The following is a 20,462-nucleotide window of genomic DNA, read 5'->3' on the forward strand; positions in this document are numbered from 1 at the left end:
TATAAAACAGATATATTATGAAAATTGGGCTTCTTTCTGCGTATTCAAGGGTTTTATCATTTGTTCTCATTTTTCTAGGTTTTCATTCATGCTCAACCGTTGATCCTAAAGTTGAGTATGGGACTCCATCTGCTAAATTTATTGTGAAAGGCAAAGTGGAAAATGGCAACAAAGAAGTTTCGGGACTGAAAGTTGCACTAGGGGTAATTAACGATGGTTATGATACAGGTAAAGTATGCTATGTAGATAGTGTGAATACTGATGTAAAAGGTTTATTTAAAGTATCTATTAAAGACTTTCCGACTAGTCAGAAGTTTGTTATAAAATACGAAGATATCGATGGGGAGAAAAACGGATTATTGGAAACAGTGATAGATACTGTGAGGTTTGATAATCCGAGCTTTACCAATGGTAGTGGTGGTTGGTATGTCGGCGAAACGACAAAGGATTTGGGTACTGTAAAGCTTAACTCATCTAATCCTGAAAAATAATGAGTGTAGACGACATTTCCTTCCGAAAGCGTTTAGGTTTAGAGCTGTTTCGTCAGCATAAAAAGAATCAGACATCTCTACATAAATTAAACTATCTCATTTGGGAATGTACCTTGCGATGCAATTTGGCATGCAAGCATTGTGGCAGCGATTGTCACAAAGATATGAGGCAAAAGGATATGCCCTTGGAAGATTTTCTGCGAGTGGTAGATGAAGTTACCCCTCATGTTAATCCTCATGATACAATGATTGTTATAACAGGTGGCGAGCCATTGATGCGTAACGACCTTGAGGCCTGCGGACGGGAGTTGTATAAAAGGGAATATCCCTGGGGAATGGTGTCAAACGGGTTGTTTTTATCCGAACAAAGATTGAAAAGCCTTCTTGATGCCGGTTTGCGATCGGTGACAATAAGCCTCGATGGACTTGAGGAGAGACATAATATAATGCGTGGAAATAAGAATAGCTTTCGTATGGCATTTAATGCTATTTCGATGCTGGCGCAAACTAAAGATATTGTATTTGATGTTGTTACTTGTGTTACGACAGATACATTTTCTCAGCTCAATGACTTGAAAAAGCTACTCATCGATACCGGTGTTAAATCATGGCGTATTTTTACTGTGTTCCCTATCGGAAGAGCTGTCGTTCATAAGGAACTACAATTATCCCCGATTCAGTTTAAACAATTATTTGAATTTATAAAACACACTCGTAAGGAAGGTCTTATAAACCTCAGTTATGGTTGCGAAGGTTTTGTTGGCAATTATGAAACTGAGATCCGAGATCATTTCTATTTTTGTCATGCCGGTATCAACATTGCATCGGTACTTGTAGATGGTTCTATCTCGGCGTGTCCTAATCTACGATCAAATTTTACTCAGGGAAATATATATAAAGACAGCTTTTGGGATATATGGTCGAATCGCTATCAGCCATTTAGAGATCGTAGATGGATGAAGCAAGGCGAATGTAAAGACTGTAAATACTTTCGTTATTGTGAAGGTAACGGTATGCACTTACGAGATGAAAACGGAGAATTGTTGTTTTGTCACCTAAAGCGTATAAAAGAAGGGGAGACTCTTGAACTTAATATTACCTGATAATTATTTATACTTCTTGTACCGCTAAATAATTGTAGTCGGTGACTACTTTTCGAAGAAAAATTCTGTCAGGGCCATCATACTCATAGCCTGTAATCGATTTTATTCTGTCAGCCAAACGTTGGTTAAAGTATTCGTTGTATTGCATGCGTTGGTCATCTATGATAGAAGTAATCGTTTGAATGTCTCTGTCGGATAACTTGTCAAGCACATCTTTATAGGTAACTTTATAGTCTTCATGAAAATCAAGATCAGAAAGCTTTAACTCTTTGTTTCGTGCATTCAATCTGAGGTCTATGACTGTTGTTCCTGCCAAATAATCACCCAACCGCTGCGACTTTTTTGTAACAGCAATCATTATAATAGCCAGAAAGCCCTCTGTAAACGTAAAATCAACTAAGCGGAATAACCATCTTAACAGGTAAGAACTTCCGGATGGAACAGTACCATCGACATTCACAACTCGTATTTTTACGATCATTTTGCCAATGCTTTGTCCTTTATTTAATGTTTCGAATAAGAGGTCATAGAAAAGTACAGGGGAAGCCATTATTATAATTATAAATATCATGGCAGTGTTTCCATCAAACGCACTCCATAATCCGGCTTGGGAGAAAAGAGATATAATTCCAATCCAACCTAAATACCAAATTAAAATTACAACCCAGTCGAGAATATAAGCTAAAAGTCTGTATCCGACACCGGCTGTTTCGTAGTCTATTGTTACGTTTTGGGTTGTTTGTACTTCTATTATCATAAACACTAAAAATAAAGAACAAATTTATGTTTTTTGTATGATTATATAGTATAAATTTTTCATTCTTTTTAACCAAAGAGCTATATTTGTGCTTAAACAATATATTATAAATGCAAACTTGTAGTTTTTGATGAGAGAGGCCGCATTTGTCAAGCAAAATAGAGATAAGTGGCAAGAAATAGATATCCAGACCAAGGAAAAAGATATTCCGGCTGAAATTTTAGCGGATAATTTCATTGAACTCACGGATGATTTATCTTATGCGCGTACGTTTTACCCGCGGTCGCAAACTGTAAAATATCTGAATCAACTTACAGGGCGCTATTTTATCAATATATACCAGTATAAGAAAAAAGATAAAGGACGCTTTTTCCGTTTCTGGAAAGAAGAAATTCCTCTTATCATGTACAAATATCGCAGACACATGCTTTATTCTTTTTTGACGATGTTTGCAGGTGTTTTATTAGGGATATTTTCATTAGAACAAGATTCTGCCTTTGCTAGTCAAATATTACCTCCTGAGTATGTGAATCAGACACTTGAAAATATAGAAAGCGGTGATCCGATGGCTATATATAAAAGCTCGGATGAGGCACCTATGTTTTTCAGAATAGCCACAAATAATATTGCAGTAGCATTTTATGCATTTATCGGAGGTATTCTGTTTTCTCTCGGAACTGTTTATGTTTTATTTCCTAATGGTGTAATGCTCGGCGTTTTTCAATACTTTTTCTTTAAGAAAGGTTTGTTGTTTACTTCGGCTATATCCATTTGGTTGCATGGAACATTAGAAATATCAGCAATCGTAATAGCCGGAGGTGCAGGGCTTATATTGGGTAATAGTATTTTATTTCCCGGTACATACAAACGCTTAGTGTCATTACAGAGAGGTGCAAAAGATGCTGTGAAAATAGTAGTTGCACTGATCCCCGTTTTTATTGTAGCGGCTTTTATCGAGAGCTATCTGACTCGTTTGACCGAAATGCCGGTTTACTTTAATCTGATAATAATTGGCTTGTCTGCCTTATTTATTATATGGTATTTTATCTATTATCCTTATTACATCAATAAAAAAACAAATGAAACAACAACAAAAGATCAGGTTATATCAAAGCCGTGACTTTAGCGGTATTTTTGATACTTCAATTGCATTCATTAAGCAAAATTATGGAGCAATCTTAAAGGGTATATTGGTATTTATACCTATTGTTCTTATTGCTACATATCTTCTTATGAATTTACTGTCTTTTTCGAATATGAATATGACTTCTATTGGACAATATGAAGATGATCCATTTGCAATTCTTCGATCTATATTTGATTGGCGATTTTTTCTTGGTATATTTATTATGATGGTAGCAGGATATTTAATGTCACTTTATCCTATGTGCTATATGGCATTATATGCCGAGTCCAAAGATGGCAGGGTAGATAGTAAGGATGTTTGGACAAAAGTAAAGCAAGTTGCACTTCCTTTGTTCGGTTATTCTATTATATTTGGTATTCTGACTTCTGCAGGTTTGATATTATGTTTGATTCCCGGTCTGATTATTTCGGTGTACTTATCCCTTTATTTTTATACATATATCATAGAAAGAAAGGGGCTGGTAGAAACTTTTCAGCGGAGTATTGATCTTGTTCGCCATCATTGGTGGATATCTCTGGGATTGATAATTATCTTTTATATTATAGTTTGGGTTATTAATTTTGTGTTAACACTTCCGGTATATGGCACGATGCTCGGTAATTTATTAGGAATAGATTTTCTTACCAGCGAAATATATATATATATAACATATTCTTTGAGTTATGCAGCTAATTTCTTGTTAAGTCCTATACTTACAATAGTATTGGGTGTTATGTACTTCAGTTATAGAAGCCAATTGGATGGTATTGAAGTTACAGACGAAATAGATATGATCGGTGTAAATAAAGAAGAAGACCAACCAACTCAATATTAATACTAATATTTGAACATATTCCTTAGGGTGGTAAATACAAATAAAAATATACACATATTCAAGAGCATTATATTAATGCTCTTGGTTTGTATGTGCATAAATCTTTTTGGTCAGGCAGACTCTACAGCAACAACAAAGCCCATACATATTCAAGAGAAGGTAAACATCCGCATACCCGATAAAAGTAAGATAGAGGAATATAGAAAAGATCCGCGATTTGAGTATAAAAAAGAGGAAAGAGGTCTGTCGTGGTGGGATAGAATATTGTTGGCAATCAATAGTTTTATCAATAATTTACTTGGCAGGGTCGCAGAATCAGGAATGCTGAGTATTGTAGTGCTACTCATCATAGTAGTTGTAATATGTCTGATTGTCTTAAAACTTATCGGAGTTGACTACAGAACATTATTGGGTAAGAAAGAACTAGATAAGTCGGATATAGATATCTATACAGAAAATGTGCATGAAATGAATTTTGATGCATTAATATCTAATGCATTAAGAAACAAAGATTACCGTCTGGCTGTCCGATTTCTATATCTGAAAAATCTGAAACAAATGTCTGATAAGGATATTATAGAATGGAGTGTCCATAAGACCAACTATAGTTATCAGTACGAGATACAGAATAGTTTGTTGCGCTCCAAATTTCTTGAAACTACATTAATCTTTGATTATGTATGGTATGGTGAATTCGAGTTGGATGAGAGTAAATTCACTGAAGTAGATTCTCGTATGGGCGAACTAAATAAAATGATAAACCATGAAAGATAAGAAACTAATAATTCTGATCGGGGTGATTATCCTTTTATTGATTGGTTTGTCGTATGCCCGAACCAAAGCTCCTAAGCCGGTAGATTGGAGACCTACATTTATAAATACCAAGACATCCCCATATGGAACATACATTGCATATCAACTGTTAGGGGATATCTTCTACAAAAAGAATATACGATCTACACGCACACCAATATATAATAATCTGAAAGAGAGTATGGAAGAATACTTCACCTATGACAAATCTTATGATTCGTATGGTTCAGGCTATTATGAAGATTCTGATGATGAATATGACTATACTGAAGAGTCTGATACAACTCAAGTAAATACCGACCTTGTAATAGATACAGTACTTGAGCAAGGGCTTGAGGAACTGACTTCTGACCCTACTGAATGGTATAAAAGTATTGATGCGGAAATAGATACTACAGCATATATATTTATCAATACCAAATTCACGCTGGATAAAGTAGATATGCAATATTTACTCGATTTTGTCGGTTTGGGAAATAACGTGTTCATCTCGGCAGAAAGCTTTTCTTCGAGCCTGATGGATACTTTGGGAATAAAGACAAAACATAGATATTTTGAAGCAGATACAGCTTATTATTTAATAGATTCTCCGCATCAGAAATATAATTTTGCAGGTATAACCGGTGAAACAAGGCTTAATACTGATAGTTGCAACTTGGTGTCACGTCCATTGGCTTTTAATAACAAAAAAGATACAGTGTTCTTAGATGTACAATATGGAAAAGGGCATTTCTATTTGCATACAATTCCTTCTGCTTTTGCTAATGTAAATCTACTGCAACTAAACAAATATGATTTTGCTTTCAGGTGCTTATCTTTTTTGCCACAGAATAGTAAAGTTATTTGGGACGAATATCAAAAGCAAGGTGGTACTGATGCGAATAGTAGTATATTCAAAGCGATGTTGTCTAATCCTTTGTTACGTATCGCTTTATATCTTATAATCGGCGGTTTGTTGCTCTTTGTGATCTTCAGGGCGAAACGGACTCAACGGATTATACCTGTCATCAAACCGCATATAAACTCTTCATTAGAGTTCCTGGGTACAATTAGCAACTTGTATTATCGCAAAAAAGATTTTAAAACCATTGCCGAGAAGCGGCATGCGTACTTTCTTGACTATATAAGGAAGAATTACTACATGTCGACAGAGAAAATTAATGATGACTTTTTGGATGTCCTGAGTGCCAAATCAGTAGTTGAAAGAGATAAATTGAGTAATCTATTTAATTTATATAACGATATAATTATATTGCCTTATGCTCCGAATGATATATTCTTGCAATATAATAGTTTGTTGGAAGAATTTTATAGAAAGGTAAAAAACAAATAAAATAAAATATATGTCGGATTTAGAATTTCAATCAAGGATAGATTTTTCCGAATTGAGCCAAAGTGTTCAGGAGATAAAAAACGAAATAGCGCGTGTTGTTGTTGGACAGCATCAATTGATAGAACAGATGATAATTGCTATCTTGGCAAATGGTCATGTATTGGTAGAAGGGGTTCCCGGTGTTGCTAAAACTTTATCTGCAAAACTTCTGGCAAAGACTATAGATGTCGCTTTCAGTCGTATACAGTTTACACCCGATCTTATGCCTTCGGACGTATTGGGGACAAGTATCTTTCTTCCGGGGTCTGCCAAATTTGAATTTAAGAAAGGGCCTATCTTCTCAAATATCGTGCTGATTGATGAAATAAACCGATCTCCGGCAAAGACTCAGGCTGCACTTTTCGAGGTGATGGAAGAACGTCAGGTTACAAATGATGGAACAACATATAAAATGAACTATCCATTCCTTGTAATGGCCACTCAAAACCCGATAGAGCAGGAGGGGACATATCGTTTGCCCGAGGCTCAATTAGATCGTTTCTTATTTAAAATTGTAGTTGATTATCCGAATATTGTGGATGAGATTAATATTTTGGACAGGCAAAACCGAGGGGAATTATCTCCTGAAATAGGTATTCGTCCGGTTCTGACGGCTGAGAAATTAAACTCTTTGCGTTCAGCGGTAGATAAAGTACTGGTTGAACATCAACTATTAGAATATATCGCTCAGATTGTATCAGCTACACGTCAGAGCCCATGGATAACGCTTGGGGCTTCGCCTCGTGCATCGCTTGCAATACTGAATGCCTCTAAAGCAATGGCAGCCATACGGGGACGTGATTTTATCACGCCTGACGATATCAAGGAAGTTGCTGTGCCTGTACTTAGACACAGGATTTTATTAACACCCGAAAAAGAAATGGACGGTACATCTACCGATACAATTATATGTCAACTGATAGACAAAGTGGAAGTTCCTCGATAAAATGGTTTTTTAAGAGTTTCTATCTCTCAAACCGTTTTTTCTTCACACTGGCTTTATGTGTGTTGGGATACTTCGTATCTTATATTTTCGAGGCATCACTTTTCATAATGACTGTGGTCATGAGCGTGTTGGCTGTATTCTTATTGTTGGATACCTTTACTCTTTATCGGCAGACAAGGGGCATACAAGCTTTTCGTAATTGTCCCGAAAGGTTATCGAACGGTGATGTAAACACAATCTCGCTTTCCGTATCCAATAAATATCCATTCAGGGTTGCAATCAAAATTATAGAAGAAGTACCTTTTCAATTTCAAAAAAGAGATTTGACATTTAGTACTTCGATAGGTGTACACAAATCAAAAGTCTTGTACTACGATCTTCGTCCCACCGAAAGGGGAGTGTATCAATTCGGAGCAATAAACGTTTATGTGGCAGGACTCTTGGGGCTCGTTACACGACGCTATATATTTGACGAGAATAAGGATGTTGCCGTGTATCCGTCTTTTCTCGAGATGCATAAGTATGAATTATTGGCGGCATCGCATCGTCTTACAGACTATGGTATTAAGAAAATACGACGTATCGGGCATGCTACCGAATTTGATCAGATCAAACATTATGTATTGGGTGACGACCCTCGTACAATCAACTATAAGGCAACAGCGCGTATGAGCCAGCTGATGGTAAATACCTATCAGGAAGAGAAGTCACAACCTGTATATTGCTTGATCGACAAAGGGCGTACTATGAAAATGCCATTCAACGGGTTGACGCTGTTGGATTATGCAATCAATACCACATTGATGGTAAGTACCACAGCGTTGAATAAAGGTGATAAAGCCGGACTAATAACCTTCTCCAAGAATGTGGATGAAATACTTCCGGCAGATAGGCAACGCCGTCAACGAGTAAAGATTTTGGAAACGCTATATGCGCAGAAAACAGATTTTAAGGAGTCTGATTATGAGCGATTGTACGCTACTGTTCGTCGCAAATTGTCGCAACGCAGTCTTATTGTTTTGTTTACAAACTTTGAGACTGTAAATGGAATGCGTCGCCAGTTGAAATATCTCAGCCACATGGCCAAAGATCACTTGGTGTTGGTTGCATTTTTCTTGAATTCTGAATTCAACGAGGTGTTGGAGTCTTCTCCTGCGGGATTGGAAGATATATTCAGGAAAGGAATGGCGGAAAAGCTATGGAATGATAAATACCTGATCGTAAAGGAACTCAATAGATATGGAATTCATACGATTCTCTCAAAGCCTGAAAACCTTACTATCGATTCTATAAATAAATATCTTGAATTCAAATCAAGAGGATTAATTTAATCTTCTTCAATATTACTGCCAGATAAAACCTTTGTAGAAACTCTAAATTATACCCACATCAGGTCGCTCATTATTCCATCGGATATAAAGATTCCTTGTCGGGTTAATTTTAAGATATTATCCTTTTCGGTTAAGAAACCTTGATCGAGATATTTTCGTGCGTTTTTCAGGCAGAATGCTTTCATTTTAGTGCCAAAAAGGGATTCAAGGTCAGAGAGGTTTACTCCCCATTTGGTACGCATACCTGTTAAAATAAAATCGTTGTATCTTGTGTTTTCATCTAATACCTCAATTTCAAGATTTGGATTTTCAGCCCTTATCCCTTCTATATACTTTGATATAGAGGCTACGTTCCACGAACGATTTTGGCCATCATAAGAATGTGCAGCAGGCCCTAGTCCCAGATACTTTTTTCCAAGCCAATAGGAGCTGTTATGCTTTGAGTATAATCCGTGGCGGGCAAAATTAGAGATCTCATAATGATCAAACCCTGCAGCGGTAAGTTTCTCTATCATTCGTGAAAACATGTCTACACTCAGGTCTTCGTCAACAGGATTTACGTCTCCCATTTTGAATAAACGATAGAGCCTTGTGCCCTGTTCATAGATCAAATGATAAGATGAAATGTGCTGTACATCGAGAGCAATTGCTTCTTCGAGGTTTCTTTCCCAAATCTGCATTGTCTGGTTCGGCAAACCATACATGAGGTCTATACTGATATTATCATAGCCTAGCGATTGGCAGATTCTGACAGCTTCTTTTGCTTTATCGGCAGAATGCCTGCGCTTCAAGAATTTGAGCTCTTCATCGTCAAAACTTTGAATTCCTATGCTCAGGCGATTGAACGGTAATTTTTCTTTAAGGGTTGCTAAATAATGAGGTGAGAGATCATCGGGATTAGCTTCCATTGTTATTTCGGCATCAGGTGTTATCCGAAATTCATGGCGTAAAGTTTCAAATATACGGAGGAAGTCACTCTCAGATAACTGAGATGGAGTACCTCCTCCAAAATATACTGTTTTTACATCTTCGTCTCCAATGTAGTTTTTACGTAGCTTTATCTCTTCACAAAGAGCCGAAACATAGTCATACTTCGGAGACATATCTGTGCGTGTATAGAAGTCACAATATATGCACCTTGTTTTACAAAAAGGAACATGAATATAAATTCCGGCCATTACGTAATTTTAAGCTATTAGAAAGAATTAATTAGTTGTTGCTAAAAATTCTATTCTTTATACATTTTGTCGATAATATCTTTGTATTTTTCTGCTACAAATTTACGCTTTATTTTGAGTGTATTGGTTAATTCACCACCTTCCATCGTAAATGGCTCGGCCAGCAACCTGTATTTTTTTATCTTTTCGTATGGTGCAAAATGAGCTTGCAAGAGTTCTATGCGTCCGTCCAGCATGCGAAGGATATCTACATTAGAAAACAAGTCCTCTACTTTGTCATACTTTATTTGGTGTTCATTAGCATACTCTTCCAATGCTTTATAATCGGGAACAATAAGTGCACTCACAAATTTACGCTCGTCGGCTATAACTGCAATCATATCGATAAACTTGTCTTCGGCTACGCGTGTCTCTATAGCCTGAGGTGCGATATATTTTCCGTTCGCTGTCTTAAACAGGTCTTTGATACGTTCGGTAATGTACAATACTCCGTTTTCCAATTTTCCTGCATCTCCCGTCCGGAAGAAGCCGTCTTCGGTGAAAACTTTAGTTGTTTCTTCTGGTTTGTTGTAGTATTCTCGCATCACGGTTTTTCCTTTCACAAGAATCTCGTTGTTTGTCTCATCAATCCTAACCTCAACTTCCGGCATTACGCTGCCAATAGACCCAATAACAAATTCTTTGTCAGGATAGAAGCTTACAGTTGCAGTTGTTTCAGTAAGACCGTAACCCACAATTATTGGAATATTTACCGACTGTAAAAACTCAATTATTGAATCAGATAATGGAGCTCCTGCACAAGGGAATATGTTTCCCTTCTCGATACCGATAACCAGCTTAAGAACGAAAAATATCGTATTGTTATATAGAGCAAATTTAATACGAGTACCAAGCGGGGCTCGTAGATTTTTATTTTTAAAGTCCAAATTATATCTTTTCCCTGTCTTGATGGCATCGGTATATAGCCATTTCATCAGACCTTTGGAACTCGATATTTTTTCGTGAACCCCTGCATATACTTTTTCCCAGAATCGGGGAACACTACACATGATAGTCGGATGAACTTGCTTTATTGATTTTTGTATTTCCTTAGCATCTTGATTAATAGCAATGGTCATTCCCTTATGGATAGCGTAATATGTCCATGCCCGTTCAAAGATATGTGCCAATGGAAGGAAATTCATAGACAGGTCTTTATTCGAAGTCATAGGCAGACGCATGTCGTGAATACGGAAAACCTGAGAGAAACACGAATGTGGTAATACTACTCCTTTCGGTTCGCCGGTTGTACCCGAAGTATATATAATACAAGCTATATCATCTTCTCTTCTCGATTTAAGGCGTACTCGCACGATAACTTCTGTGTGCGAATTTTCTCCGGTAGCGATAAAATCGTCAAAATAGACAGAAGTCTTATCATCGGGATGAAATTTGACATTATTATCGAATACAACAATTTTCTTCAATACAGGCGAATTTTGTTGCACTTTAAATGCATTATTATATTGGAACTGCTCTCCGGCGAACAGTAACTGTATACTGGCATCCTTTACGATATATTCTACTTGCGACGGTGATGATGTTGCATAGATAGGTACCGAAATGCAACGGTTGGCAAAAGTACCGAAATCCGCAAAAAGATATTGTGGCATATTCTGAGAATACACAGCGATCCTAGAGCCTTCTTCTACACCCATTTCAGCCATTGCCCAGGCTGTTTTCATTACATTGTCCGAAAACTTATTCCATGAAATATTCTTCCATTTCTTTTCGTACGGGTTCCTATATTTCAGAGCTGTTCTCTTACCATACCTGATAGCCTGACGATGTACCAATATAGACAGATGATAATAATTCATTTGGACTTCCTTTTTTATTTATTATTATCACAAAGGTAATTTATAATATTAAAAAATGATTATTTAATTTCACTTTTTATAGTTGCTTAGGCATCTATTGTAGCCACTATCAGGGGATTAAGTAATGTGTCTTAACGAGTAAAAATATGGAATTAACTAGCAGGTTATAAAATACAACTCATGATTTATTTTTACTACTTTTGTAGCCAACTAAATATATCTATATGGCAGGGAGTGGAATGAAGAGCTTAGCAAAAGATACTGCAATCTATGGATTGAGTAGTATTGTTGGCCGCATATTTAATTGGTTGCTTGTTCCTTTACACACTTATATTTTTACTGATACTATCGAGTATGGCAAGGTAAGCTATATATACGGCTACACTGCGTTATTCATGGTTTTGCTGACTTACGGTATGGAAACGGGATTTTTCCGCTTTATGAACAAGAAAGAAGAGAATCCTGATAAAGTATATGCTACATCTTTAATCTCATTAGCTACAACATCTCTGCTGTTTATTCTATTCTGTTTTTCCTTTATCAATCCTATTTCGTCATGGATGGAATATACCGATCATAAGGAACATATCTGGATGATGGCTATTGTAGTGGCACTGGACGCTTTTATGACAATTCCTTTTGCTTATTTGCGCTATCAGAAAAGACCTATAAGGTTTGCTACATTGAAGCTAACGTTTATAGGGTTTAATATATTTTTCAATCTTCTGTTTTTGGTTCTATGTCCTTGGCTATACAAAAATTATCCGGACCTGGCTATTAATAAGTTCTTTCATCCCGAGATCGGTATCGGATACATCTTTTTGGCAAACTTGCTGTCTAGCTTGGTGGTATTGATACTATTGATACCGACAACAATGAAGAATGTGAAGCTCCAGTTTGATAATGCTCTGATCAGACGTATGCTGATATACTCATTCCCTCTTTTAATATTGGGGCTGGCAGGAGTTATAAATCAGACTGTAGCGCAATTGACTTACCCTTTTTTATTTGATAACCCCGATGAAGCTTTCAGCCAATTAGGTATATACAATGCTTGCCTTAAGATAACGGTTATTATAACAATGTTTACACAGGCATTCCGATATGCTTACGAGCCATTCTTCTTTAGCAAGGATAGGGAGAACAGCAGTACAAAACCGTATGCCGATGCTATGAAGTATTTTGTAATATTTGCTTTACTCGTTTTTCTGGCTGTGATGTTTTATCTGGATATATTGAAGTATATAGTCAGCAAAAACTATACAGTAGGTACAGTCATTGTTCCTATTGCCATGATGGGTGAAATATTTTTTGGGATGTACTTCAACCTTTCGGTATGGTATAAGCTGACCGATAAGACAAAATACGGAGCCTATTTCTCTGTTTTCGGATGTATCCTTCAGGTTGCGATCAATATCATCTTTGTCCCTGTTTATGGCTATATTGCCAGTGCATGGGCTACGCTGATTTGTAATCTGATTATTATGAGTATATCTTATTTTATAGGACAAAAATATTATCCGATAAAATACGACCTGAAGCGTATTTTCTTATACTTTGCTTTGGCTGTCGCATTTTATATTGCTGCCATGTATCCACAGATAGACAACGAAATCTTACGATTGGCATATCGTACGGTATTCCTTGTTGTATTTACGGGCGTTATAATAAAGAAAGATCTACCATTAAAAGAGATTCCTGTCATTGGTAAATATATTAGCAACAATAAAAAAAATAAGTGACACTTTCTTATTTCATCGTGTTGTGAAAATTAAATATAATTATCTGTATATAAATGGGATGTGTGCTCTGTGGAGAATAAAAGGTTACACTAAAAAAAGCAGATAAAAACTGTTACTTTTGTCACCTTTTTGCTGTATCTTTCAGCCAGACAGTAGATTATGTAGGTGTGGCTTAAAGGCGATTAATTATAAAATATATCATTAATTAATAATAACTAAAACGATGAGAAAACTATTTTTAATATTAGCAATTTTCCTTACTGTTGCCGGAGTAAAGGCTGACGAAGGAATGTGGCTGTTGAAAGAACTCAACAGGCAGAGTGCTGCCCGCATGAAAGAGCTGGGATTTAAGTTCCCTATTGATAGCATATACAGTGAGACTAATCCATCGCTGAAAGATGCTGTAGTTATTTTTGGTAGAGGCTGTACCGGAGTATCGGTATCTCGTCAAGGGTTGATATTCACCAACCATCACTGCGGATACGATGCAATACAAAAGCTTAGTTCCGTAGATCATGATTATTTGAAAGACGGTTTTGTAAGCCAGTCATTTCAGGAAGAATTACCAGCAGAAGGTTTGACTGTTGCTTTCTTACAAAAGACCGAAGACATTACAGATTTTGTAACCTCCACACTATTGCCTACTGACAGCGAGAATGTACGTGAAGAAAAAATAGACTCTTTGTCGCAAGTATATCTTGAAAAGTATAAAGACAATAAGTTTCTTAGAGCGCAAGTAATACCTTTCTATACACACAACAAATATTATGTTGTTGTATACGAAGTATTCAGAGACGTAAGACTTGTATTCACTCCTCCATCTTCTGTAGGGAAATTTGGTGGTGAAACAGACAACTGGATGTGGCCTCGCCATACAGGCGACTTCTCTGTATTCCGCGTTTATGCTAACAAAGACAATGGTGCAGCAGAATATAGTGCAGATAATGTACCTTACAAACCTAAATATTCAGTTCCTGTTTCACTAAAGGGTTACAAGGAGAACGATTATGCCATGACGATTGGTTATCCGGGAAGTACCGAACGCTATATGACATCGTGGGGTATCAACCAAATGGTAGAATCGGAACATAAGCCTCGGATTGAAGTTCGCGGAGCAAAACAGGATATCTGGAGAAAAGATATGAATGCAAGCGATGCTATTCGTATCAAATACGCGTCTAAATATGCAGGAAGCTCCAATTACTGGAAAAATGCTATGGGTATGAACGAAGCTATTGCTAAACTAGGCGTTATAAAAGATAAAGAACAACTTGAAGCTAAATTTGCACAATGGGCTGCGTCAAAACCGGCATTGCAAGCAAAATATGGAGATGCTCTTACGCTAGTGAAAGAAGGCTATACTGAAACAATGGAAACATCTAGAATCCAGACATATCTGTACGAAACATTCTTCAATGGAATTGAGATTATCCGCTATGCAAATACGGCACTCCTTGTAAATAGAATGGATCCTGACAAAAATAAAGGTGAAGAATTCACAAAACGTTTAGCTCCGCTTTATAAAGATTATGAGCCGGCTCTCGATCGTAAAGTAATGCCTGCATTACTAAAAATATATGCAGAAAGAGTTCCTGCTGAATACTTGCCTTCGGTATATACAAAGATTGCAAATGAATTTGGTGGAGACTATGATAAATTTGCCGAGTGGTTCTACAACAATACTAAATTTACCAATCTGGAAGCTGCTACAGCTCTAGTAAGCAGTGAAGATCAGGAGGCAATCAATAATGACCCTGCAATTGCATTCGCTCAATCTTTAGAACCATGCTTAAACCTATTACGTCAGGCATCTGCACCTTATTATCCTCAGATAGATAAAGGCAGCCGTCTGTTTATGGCGGGATTAATGGAAATGGAGCCGAATAAAGCTTTCTACCCGGATGCTAACTTCACTCAACGTTTGAGCTATGGCTCTGTGGGCGGATATAAGCCTGCCGATGCGGTTACTTACGACTATTATTCAACATCTCAAGGTGTATTGAATAAACAAGTTCCTAACGATCCAGAATTCGGTGTGCAACAATATATATTGGACGATTTGGCAAGTAAGGACTTTGGACAATATGCAAACAAAGCGGATGGAAAAATGTATGTAAACTTCTTGTCGAACAACGATATTACAGGAGGTAACTCAGGTAGTCCTGTATTTAATGGAAACGCAGAACTAATCGGACTTGCTTTTGATGGTAACTGGGAATCGCTGAGCGGTGACATCTTGTTTGAACCAGAGTTGCAACGTACAATCAGTGTAGACATACGTTACGTACTTTATATAATAGATAAGGTAATGAACTGCCCTCGTCTTATCAACGAGCTGAAAGTGGCAAAATAAAAATATAAGAGTATAAGGAAAACAAAGGCTTGTGATTTTATTATCACAAGCTTTTGTTTTGTAAGTGGCAGGTTGTTAGTTTTTTATTGTGGGATTTGTATCGTTTTTATTGATGTTCAGATTTGTTTAAAACTAAACTTTCATTCATTAAATGTTAAATATCAGATAAAGGATAGGGTTTTCATTTTTTGAACGATCATAATAGTACAACCGGTTTTATTAATCATCATTAAAAACAATATAGCCATGAGAACTAAATGTTTAAAATTGATACAAACTGTATTTACAGTCCTTATAATTTGGAGTGTAGCACTTCCAACTTATTCGGCCAAAGATCCGGGATATATTACAATAACCGGAGTAGTGAAGGATATAAAGTCAAAAAAGACTCTTGAATATGTAAGTATATCTGTTCCCGGAACGGGTATCGGTACTATATCGAATGCGGATGGAGGATTTACCATTAAGGTCAGAGATTCCCTGAATGTTAAAACAATAGAAGTTTCCCACATAGGCTACTTCAACCAGCGGGTACCTCTATTGGATCAGGATATGAGTAATATTACGATCTTCCTTACACGTAACGAGAACAAATTGAAAGAAGTCGTTGTCGAATCTACTGATCCGTTGCAATTGGTAGAAAAAGCTATAGATAAAATAGGTGATAACAATAGTTTGATGACAAATCTTTTAACCGGATTTTATCGTGAAACTATACAGAAAAGACGAAGCTATATAAATATTTCCGAAGCTGTTATAGATATCTACAAGACCCCATATACGCAATCGGATGCAGGAGATAGGGTACAAGTGTTGAAGGGCAGAAAACTACTCAGTCCAAAACCCGGCGATACCCTGCTTGTTAAATTTGTAGGAGGTCCAAATTTATCTACTTACCTGGATATTGTAAAGAATAGGGATATAATGTTAGATAAAGCTTCTCTTCATTACTACAAGTACAAGATGGAGAACAGTGTAATGATAAACGAACGTCTTCATTATGTGATAAGTTTTGAGCCTCAGGTTGTCATGCCTTACGCCCTGTTTTATGGTAACTTGTACATTGATCAGGAAACATTAGCTTTTTCACGGGCAGAGTTTAATTTGAGTATGGACGACCGCAATAAAGTTACACAGGCCATTCTTCGTAAAAAACCGTTCAGATTACATTTCAAACCTGAAGAGGTAGCCTATTTGGTTACTTATAAGCAGCAGAATGGAAAAAGCTATCTGAATTATGTTCGTAACGAAGTTCGCTTCAAATGTGATTATAAGCGCAGACTGTTCTCTACCAACTATACAATTATATCAGAGATGGTTGTTACCGACAGGCAAGAAAATAATATAGCTAAAATTCCGGCTAGAGAAGCATTTAGCGACAGATATTCGTTATCAGACAAAGTGAGTAACTTCTATGATGCCAACTTCTGGGAGGGCTATAACATTATAGAACCTACAGAGTCGCTCGAATCGGCAGTAAATAAATTAAAGAAACAACAAAGTAACTGATAAATTCGTAATGATTTATTATATTTGGTCTTACTTGTGATTGTACTTATTATGCTGAACGATGTGCTTATATTCAAGAAGATAAAGGATGGTGATATAGAAACCTTCGAACAGGTTTTTCGCCAGTACTATCTGCCTTTATACATGTACTCGTTTGGCATAATTGGTCGTAAAGATGCAGCCGAAGAGATTGTTCAGGAATTATTTTATGTATTGTGGCGCGACCGAGAATCTTTGAATATTGTCCGTTCGATGAAGAGTTATTTATATGGAGCAGTACGTAACCAGTCGCTTCAATATTTCGAACATCAGTATGTAAAAGAACGTCACAGAGAAAATGTATTAAGCAGGAAGCTTGAAGCATCGGAAACGACAGCGCAAGAACAGATTGAATATAAAGAGTTGCAGAATATTATAAATCGTACGCTGGAACAGTTACCGGAACGACGACTTCGCATTTTCAGAATGCATCGGATGGAAGGTCGTAAATATAAAGAAATTGCACAATTGCTTTCTGTGTCAATAAAAACGGTAGAGGCAGAAATGACAAAAGCATATCAGATATTAAGACAGGAAATAGAAAAATATACACACGCATCATGAATTTGAAAGAAACAAATAATAAGATTACAGATCAGGCTTGGGATCGCCTTTATATGCGGCTCGATCGGGACGGATTGCTGCCGGAGAATAAATTAGCGAAAAAGGCAAGCATACGTACATCTTTGGTAAGATGGGGGGCTGCGGCTGCAATTTTATGTATTTGTGCCATTTCAGTATTCGTTATATGGGGACAAAAGACCAGCCATAAGGAAATGTTGACAATCAATAACGAAAAGGATGCTCCAACTCTGATCTCTACTTTAGAAGATGGATCGGTAGTATATCTCTCAGATCAAGCATCTTTGCAGTATCCGAATCGTTTTTCGGAAGACAAACGAGAGGTTGTTTTGGAGGGAAATGCATTTTTTGATATCAGTCGAAATCCAAGTAAGCCATTTGTCATTGAAACTCAACAAACGATTATTGAGGTATTGGGCACTTCATTTAATGTGAAGAGTGAAAATAAAAATTCATTTTCTTTATCAGTACGGCGTGGAGAAGTAAGAGTCACTTCAAAATTGAACGGGCAGACAGTAAATGTAAGGGCCGGAGAAACAGCCCTTTTGGAATCTGATAATCTACATAAGGTTAAAACCACAGATGTTTCACAGTTTGAATCGTATCTCAAAAGGGTTCATTTTAAAGATCAGCGATTGTCGGATATTGTGAGAGTTATAAATATGAACTCCGATGCAGAGCAGCTAACTGTGTCACCCGAACTGCAAGATCGCCTACTGACAGTTACCTTTTCGGGGGATACTCCATACACAATGGCTGAACTGATTTGTCTGGCTCTTAATTTGCAGTTTAAACAGCAAGATAATGTGATATCTATATCACAAAAATAATATATTAACCGCCATGAAATATACGGCTGAAAATACCTTTCATCGTATTCTTGTATCGTTATTGCTAATGATGGTAGCAGTGATCTTACAGGCAGATGATGGCGCAGTGCTAAATAGGAAGATACAATTACCAAAAAGTAAAGAGAGTGTATATAAGCTGCTGAGGCAAGTATCCGACAAGTCGGGTTATTTATTTATCTATGATAGCCAGATTATAAACAATGACAAGAAGGTTAAGATTGCAAAAGGCGAATATACATTGCGGGAAGCCATATATGCAATCACCGGGAATAATCAACTAAAGATTTCCGTTGTTGGAAATCATATCTTGTTACAAGTTACAGATCGGACAAAAGCACATACTGTAATTTCAATAGAAAAGGTAGATAGTGTAGAAAAAAAGTTCTTTACTTTTAGTGGTGCAATATACGACCAGATAACGGATGAGCCTTTAGCTTATAGCGCAGTAGGAATCAGCAACTCAACAATAGGAACGATTTCTAATCAGGATGGAGAATTCAAATTGATATTGCCTGATTCTCTTCGTCACTCCAAGGTAAAGTTTACTCATGTAGGTTACGAAAGTCAGGAAGTAGAAGTCGGACTATTGGCCGGACAGCATATTCGTTTTGCCCTCGAGCCCAGAATAATACCATTGCAAGAGGTTGTAATTAGAGTAGTTGAGCCTCAAGAAGAGATCAACCGTATGCTGGAGAATCGTAAGAATAACTACTCAACCTCGCCTGTTTATCTTACAACCTTCTACAGAGAGGGCATAGACCATAAAAAAAATAATATAGATGTAACTGAGGCGGTGCTTAAAATGTATAAGACCGGCTATGATGTAAATGTAAATCTTGACCAGGTAAAACTTATAAAGATGCGTCGTATTAAGAGCATTCAGGAAAGTGATACAATCTTTACAAAAATGAAATCCGGTATTAATTCTTGTCTGATATTGGATTTGGTGAAGAACTTACCTGATTTTTTGAAGCCTGAAGAACAAAATAAATATGAGTATGGGCATACAGATATTACAGTTGTAGATGGCAGAAGGGTGAATATTATTTCATTCTGTCAGAAAGAATATATCGATGAACCTTTGTTTAAAGGACAATTGTTTATTGACGCAGAGAATTATGCATTGATAGAAGCTCATTTCGAGATCAATCCCAAGTTTGTACAACAGGCTACAGATCTTTATGTTCGAAAAAAAAATAAGGATATTCGGCTAACATTACAACAGGCTCGGTATAATGTCTCGTATAAATTATCCAATGATGGTATTTATTATGTGAACCATATTCGCGGAGACCTCGAATTTAAGATGAAAAGGAAGCGAAAGCTTTTTAGCACTCCATTATATCTGTGGTTCGAAATGGTAAACTGTATGGTAGATACAACAGATGTAAATGCATTTGCCCGAAAGGAAAGAATACCTACTCAAAACATATTCTCAGATACTAAGTATCAATATGACAGAAATTTTTGGGGTAACTTTAATGTAATATTGCCGGAAGAAAAGCTAAAAGAATTAATAATAAATAATTTAAGCGAGGTTTCCGAAGATCTGATTATAAAATAAGCCGATATAAT

Annotated in this window: 17 protein-coding genes; 14 read left to right on the forward strand and 3 right to left on the reverse strand. The window is 36.7% G+C overall.

What is annotated here, in order from left to right:
• Positions 1-17 precede the first annotated feature (17 nt).
• Positions 18-491: a radical SAM-associated putative lipoprotein gene (locus PKC55_RS02960; RefSeq protein WP_291127258.1), complete on the forward strand. Its 474-nt coding sequence runs from the start codon at positions 18-20 to the stop codon at positions 489-491.
• Positions 491-1,594: a TIGR04133 family radical SAM/SPASM protein gene (locus PKC55_RS02965; RefSeq protein ID WP_291127256.1), complete on the forward strand. Its 1,104-nt coding sequence runs from the start codon at positions 491-493 to the stop codon at positions 1,592-1,594. Before PKC55_RS02960 ends, PKC55_RS02965 begins: the two co-directional genes overlap by 1 nt.
• 7 nt (positions 1,595-1,601) lie before the next feature.
• Here the strand turns inward: PKC55_RS02965 and PKC55_RS02970 are convergent, their stop codons facing one another.
• The gene (locus PKC55_RS02970; protein WP_252638101.1) at positions 1,602-2,351 is read right to left on the reverse strand and encodes an RDD family protein; all 750 of its coding nucleotides are present in this window, start codon (positions 2,349-2,351) and stop codon (positions 1,602-1,604) included.
• Between the two features lie 130 nt (positions 2,352-2,481).
• On the opposite strand from PKC55_RS02970, the gene PKC55_RS02975 reads away from it, so the two are divergent.
• The 6 genes from PKC55_RS02975 (at position 2,482) to PKC55_RS03000 (ending at position 8,774) form a co-directional block, all read left to right on the forward strand.
• Positions 2,482-3,471, forward strand: a complete 990-nt coding sequence (locus PKC55_RS02975; RefSeq protein WP_283687147.1) for a stage II sporulation protein M — start codon at positions 2,482-2,484, stop codon at positions 3,469-3,471.
• Entirely contained in the window at positions 3,431-4,312 is an 882-nt protein-coding gene (locus tag PKC55_RS02980; protein ID WP_291127253.1) for a DUF7847 domain-containing protein, read from the forward strand. Before PKC55_RS02975 ends, PKC55_RS02980 begins: the two co-directional genes overlap by 41 nt.
• 90 nt (positions 4,313-4,402) lie before the next feature.
• The gene (locus PKC55_RS02985; protein ID WP_291127269.1) at positions 4,403-5,086 is read left to right on the forward strand and encodes a hypothetical protein; all 684 of its coding nucleotides are present in this window, start codon (positions 4,403-4,405) and stop codon (positions 5,084-5,086) included.
• Positions 5,076-6,458: a DUF4350 domain-containing protein gene (locus PKC55_RS02990; RefSeq protein ID WP_324371784.1), complete on the forward strand. Its 1,383-nt coding sequence runs from the start codon at positions 5,076-5,078 to the stop codon at positions 6,456-6,458. The genes PKC55_RS02985 and PKC55_RS02990 overlap by 11 nt, the downstream gene beginning before the upstream one ends.
• Positions 6,459-6,468: 10 nt before the next feature.
• Entirely contained in the window at positions 6,469-7,443 is a 975-nt protein-coding gene (locus tag PKC55_RS02995; RefSeq protein ID WP_324371786.1) for an AAA family ATPase, read from the forward strand.
• Positions 7,407-8,774: a DUF58 domain-containing protein gene (locus PKC55_RS03000; RefSeq protein ID WP_324371788.1), complete on the forward strand. Its 1,368-nt coding sequence runs from the start codon at positions 7,407-7,409 to the stop codon at positions 8,772-8,774. The genes PKC55_RS02995 and PKC55_RS03000 overlap by 37 nt, the downstream gene beginning before the upstream one ends.
• A gap of 47 nt (positions 8,775-8,821) precedes the next feature.
• Here the strand turns inward: PKC55_RS03000 and hemW are convergent, their stop codons facing one another.
• A complete protein-coding gene (hemW, locus tag PKC55_RS03005) occupies positions 8,822-9,952 on the reverse strand; it encodes a radical SAM family heme chaperone HemW (RefSeq protein WP_291128456.1) in 1,131 nt (376 codons plus the stop codon).
• 50 nt (positions 9,953-10,002) lie between these two features.
• Positions 10,003-11,811: an AMP-dependent synthetase/ligase gene (locus PKC55_RS03010; RefSeq protein WP_283687140.1), complete on the reverse strand. Its 1,809-nt coding sequence runs from the start codon at positions 11,809-11,811 to the stop codon at positions 10,003-10,005.
• A 224-nt stretch (positions 11,812-12,035) separates the two neighbouring features.
• Here PKC55_RS03010 and PKC55_RS03015 point away from each other — a divergent pair, with 224 nt between their 5' ends.
• The 6 genes from PKC55_RS03015 (at position 12,036) to PKC55_RS03040 (ending at position 20,451) form a co-directional block, all read left to right on the forward strand.
• Positions 12,036-13,553 (forward strand): oligosaccharide flippase family protein, encoded by a 1,518-nt coding sequence (locus PKC55_RS03015; RefSeq protein WP_291128457.1) that lies wholly within the window; start codon positions 12,036-12,038, stop codon positions 13,551-13,553.
• A 223-nt stretch (positions 13,554-13,776) separates the two neighbouring features.
• Positions 13,777-15,906 (forward strand): S46 family peptidase, encoded by a 2,130-nt coding sequence (locus tag PKC55_RS03020; RefSeq protein ID WP_291128458.1) that lies wholly within the window; start codon positions 13,777-13,779, stop codon positions 15,904-15,906.
• A gap of 246 nt (positions 15,907-16,152) precedes the next feature.
• Positions 16,153-17,415 carry a carboxypeptidase-like regulatory domain-containing protein gene (locus PKC55_RS03025; protein ID WP_135105227.1) on the forward strand — a complete coding sequence of 421 codons (1,263 nt, stop codon included), beginning with the start codon at positions 16,153-16,155 and terminating at the stop codon, positions 17,413-17,415.
• A 51-nt stretch (positions 17,416-17,466) separates the two neighbouring features.
• On the forward strand, positions 17,467-18,018 hold the full coding sequence (locus tag PKC55_RS03030; protein ID WP_303888395.1) for an RNA polymerase sigma-70 factor: 552 nt from the start codon (positions 17,467-17,469) through the stop codon (positions 18,016-18,018).
• Positions 18,015-18,866, forward strand: a complete 852-nt coding sequence (locus tag PKC55_RS03035; protein ID WP_291128461.1) for a FecR family protein — start codon at positions 18,015-18,017, stop codon at positions 18,864-18,866. The genes PKC55_RS03030 and PKC55_RS03035 overlap by 4 nt, the downstream gene beginning before the upstream one ends.
• 13 nt (positions 18,867-18,879) lie before the next feature.
• Positions 18,880-20,451: a carboxypeptidase-like regulatory domain-containing protein gene (locus PKC55_RS03040; RefSeq protein WP_291128463.1), complete on the forward strand. Its 1,572-nt coding sequence runs from the start codon at positions 18,880-18,882 to the stop codon at positions 20,449-20,451.
• Positions 20,452-20,462 lie beyond the last annotated feature (11 nt).

Source organism: Dysgonomonas sp., assembly GCF_035323175.1.
In the GTDB taxonomy this organism is placed as follows: domain Bacteria; phylum Bacteroidota; class Bacteroidia; order Bacteroidales; family Dysgonomonadaceae; genus Dysgonomonas.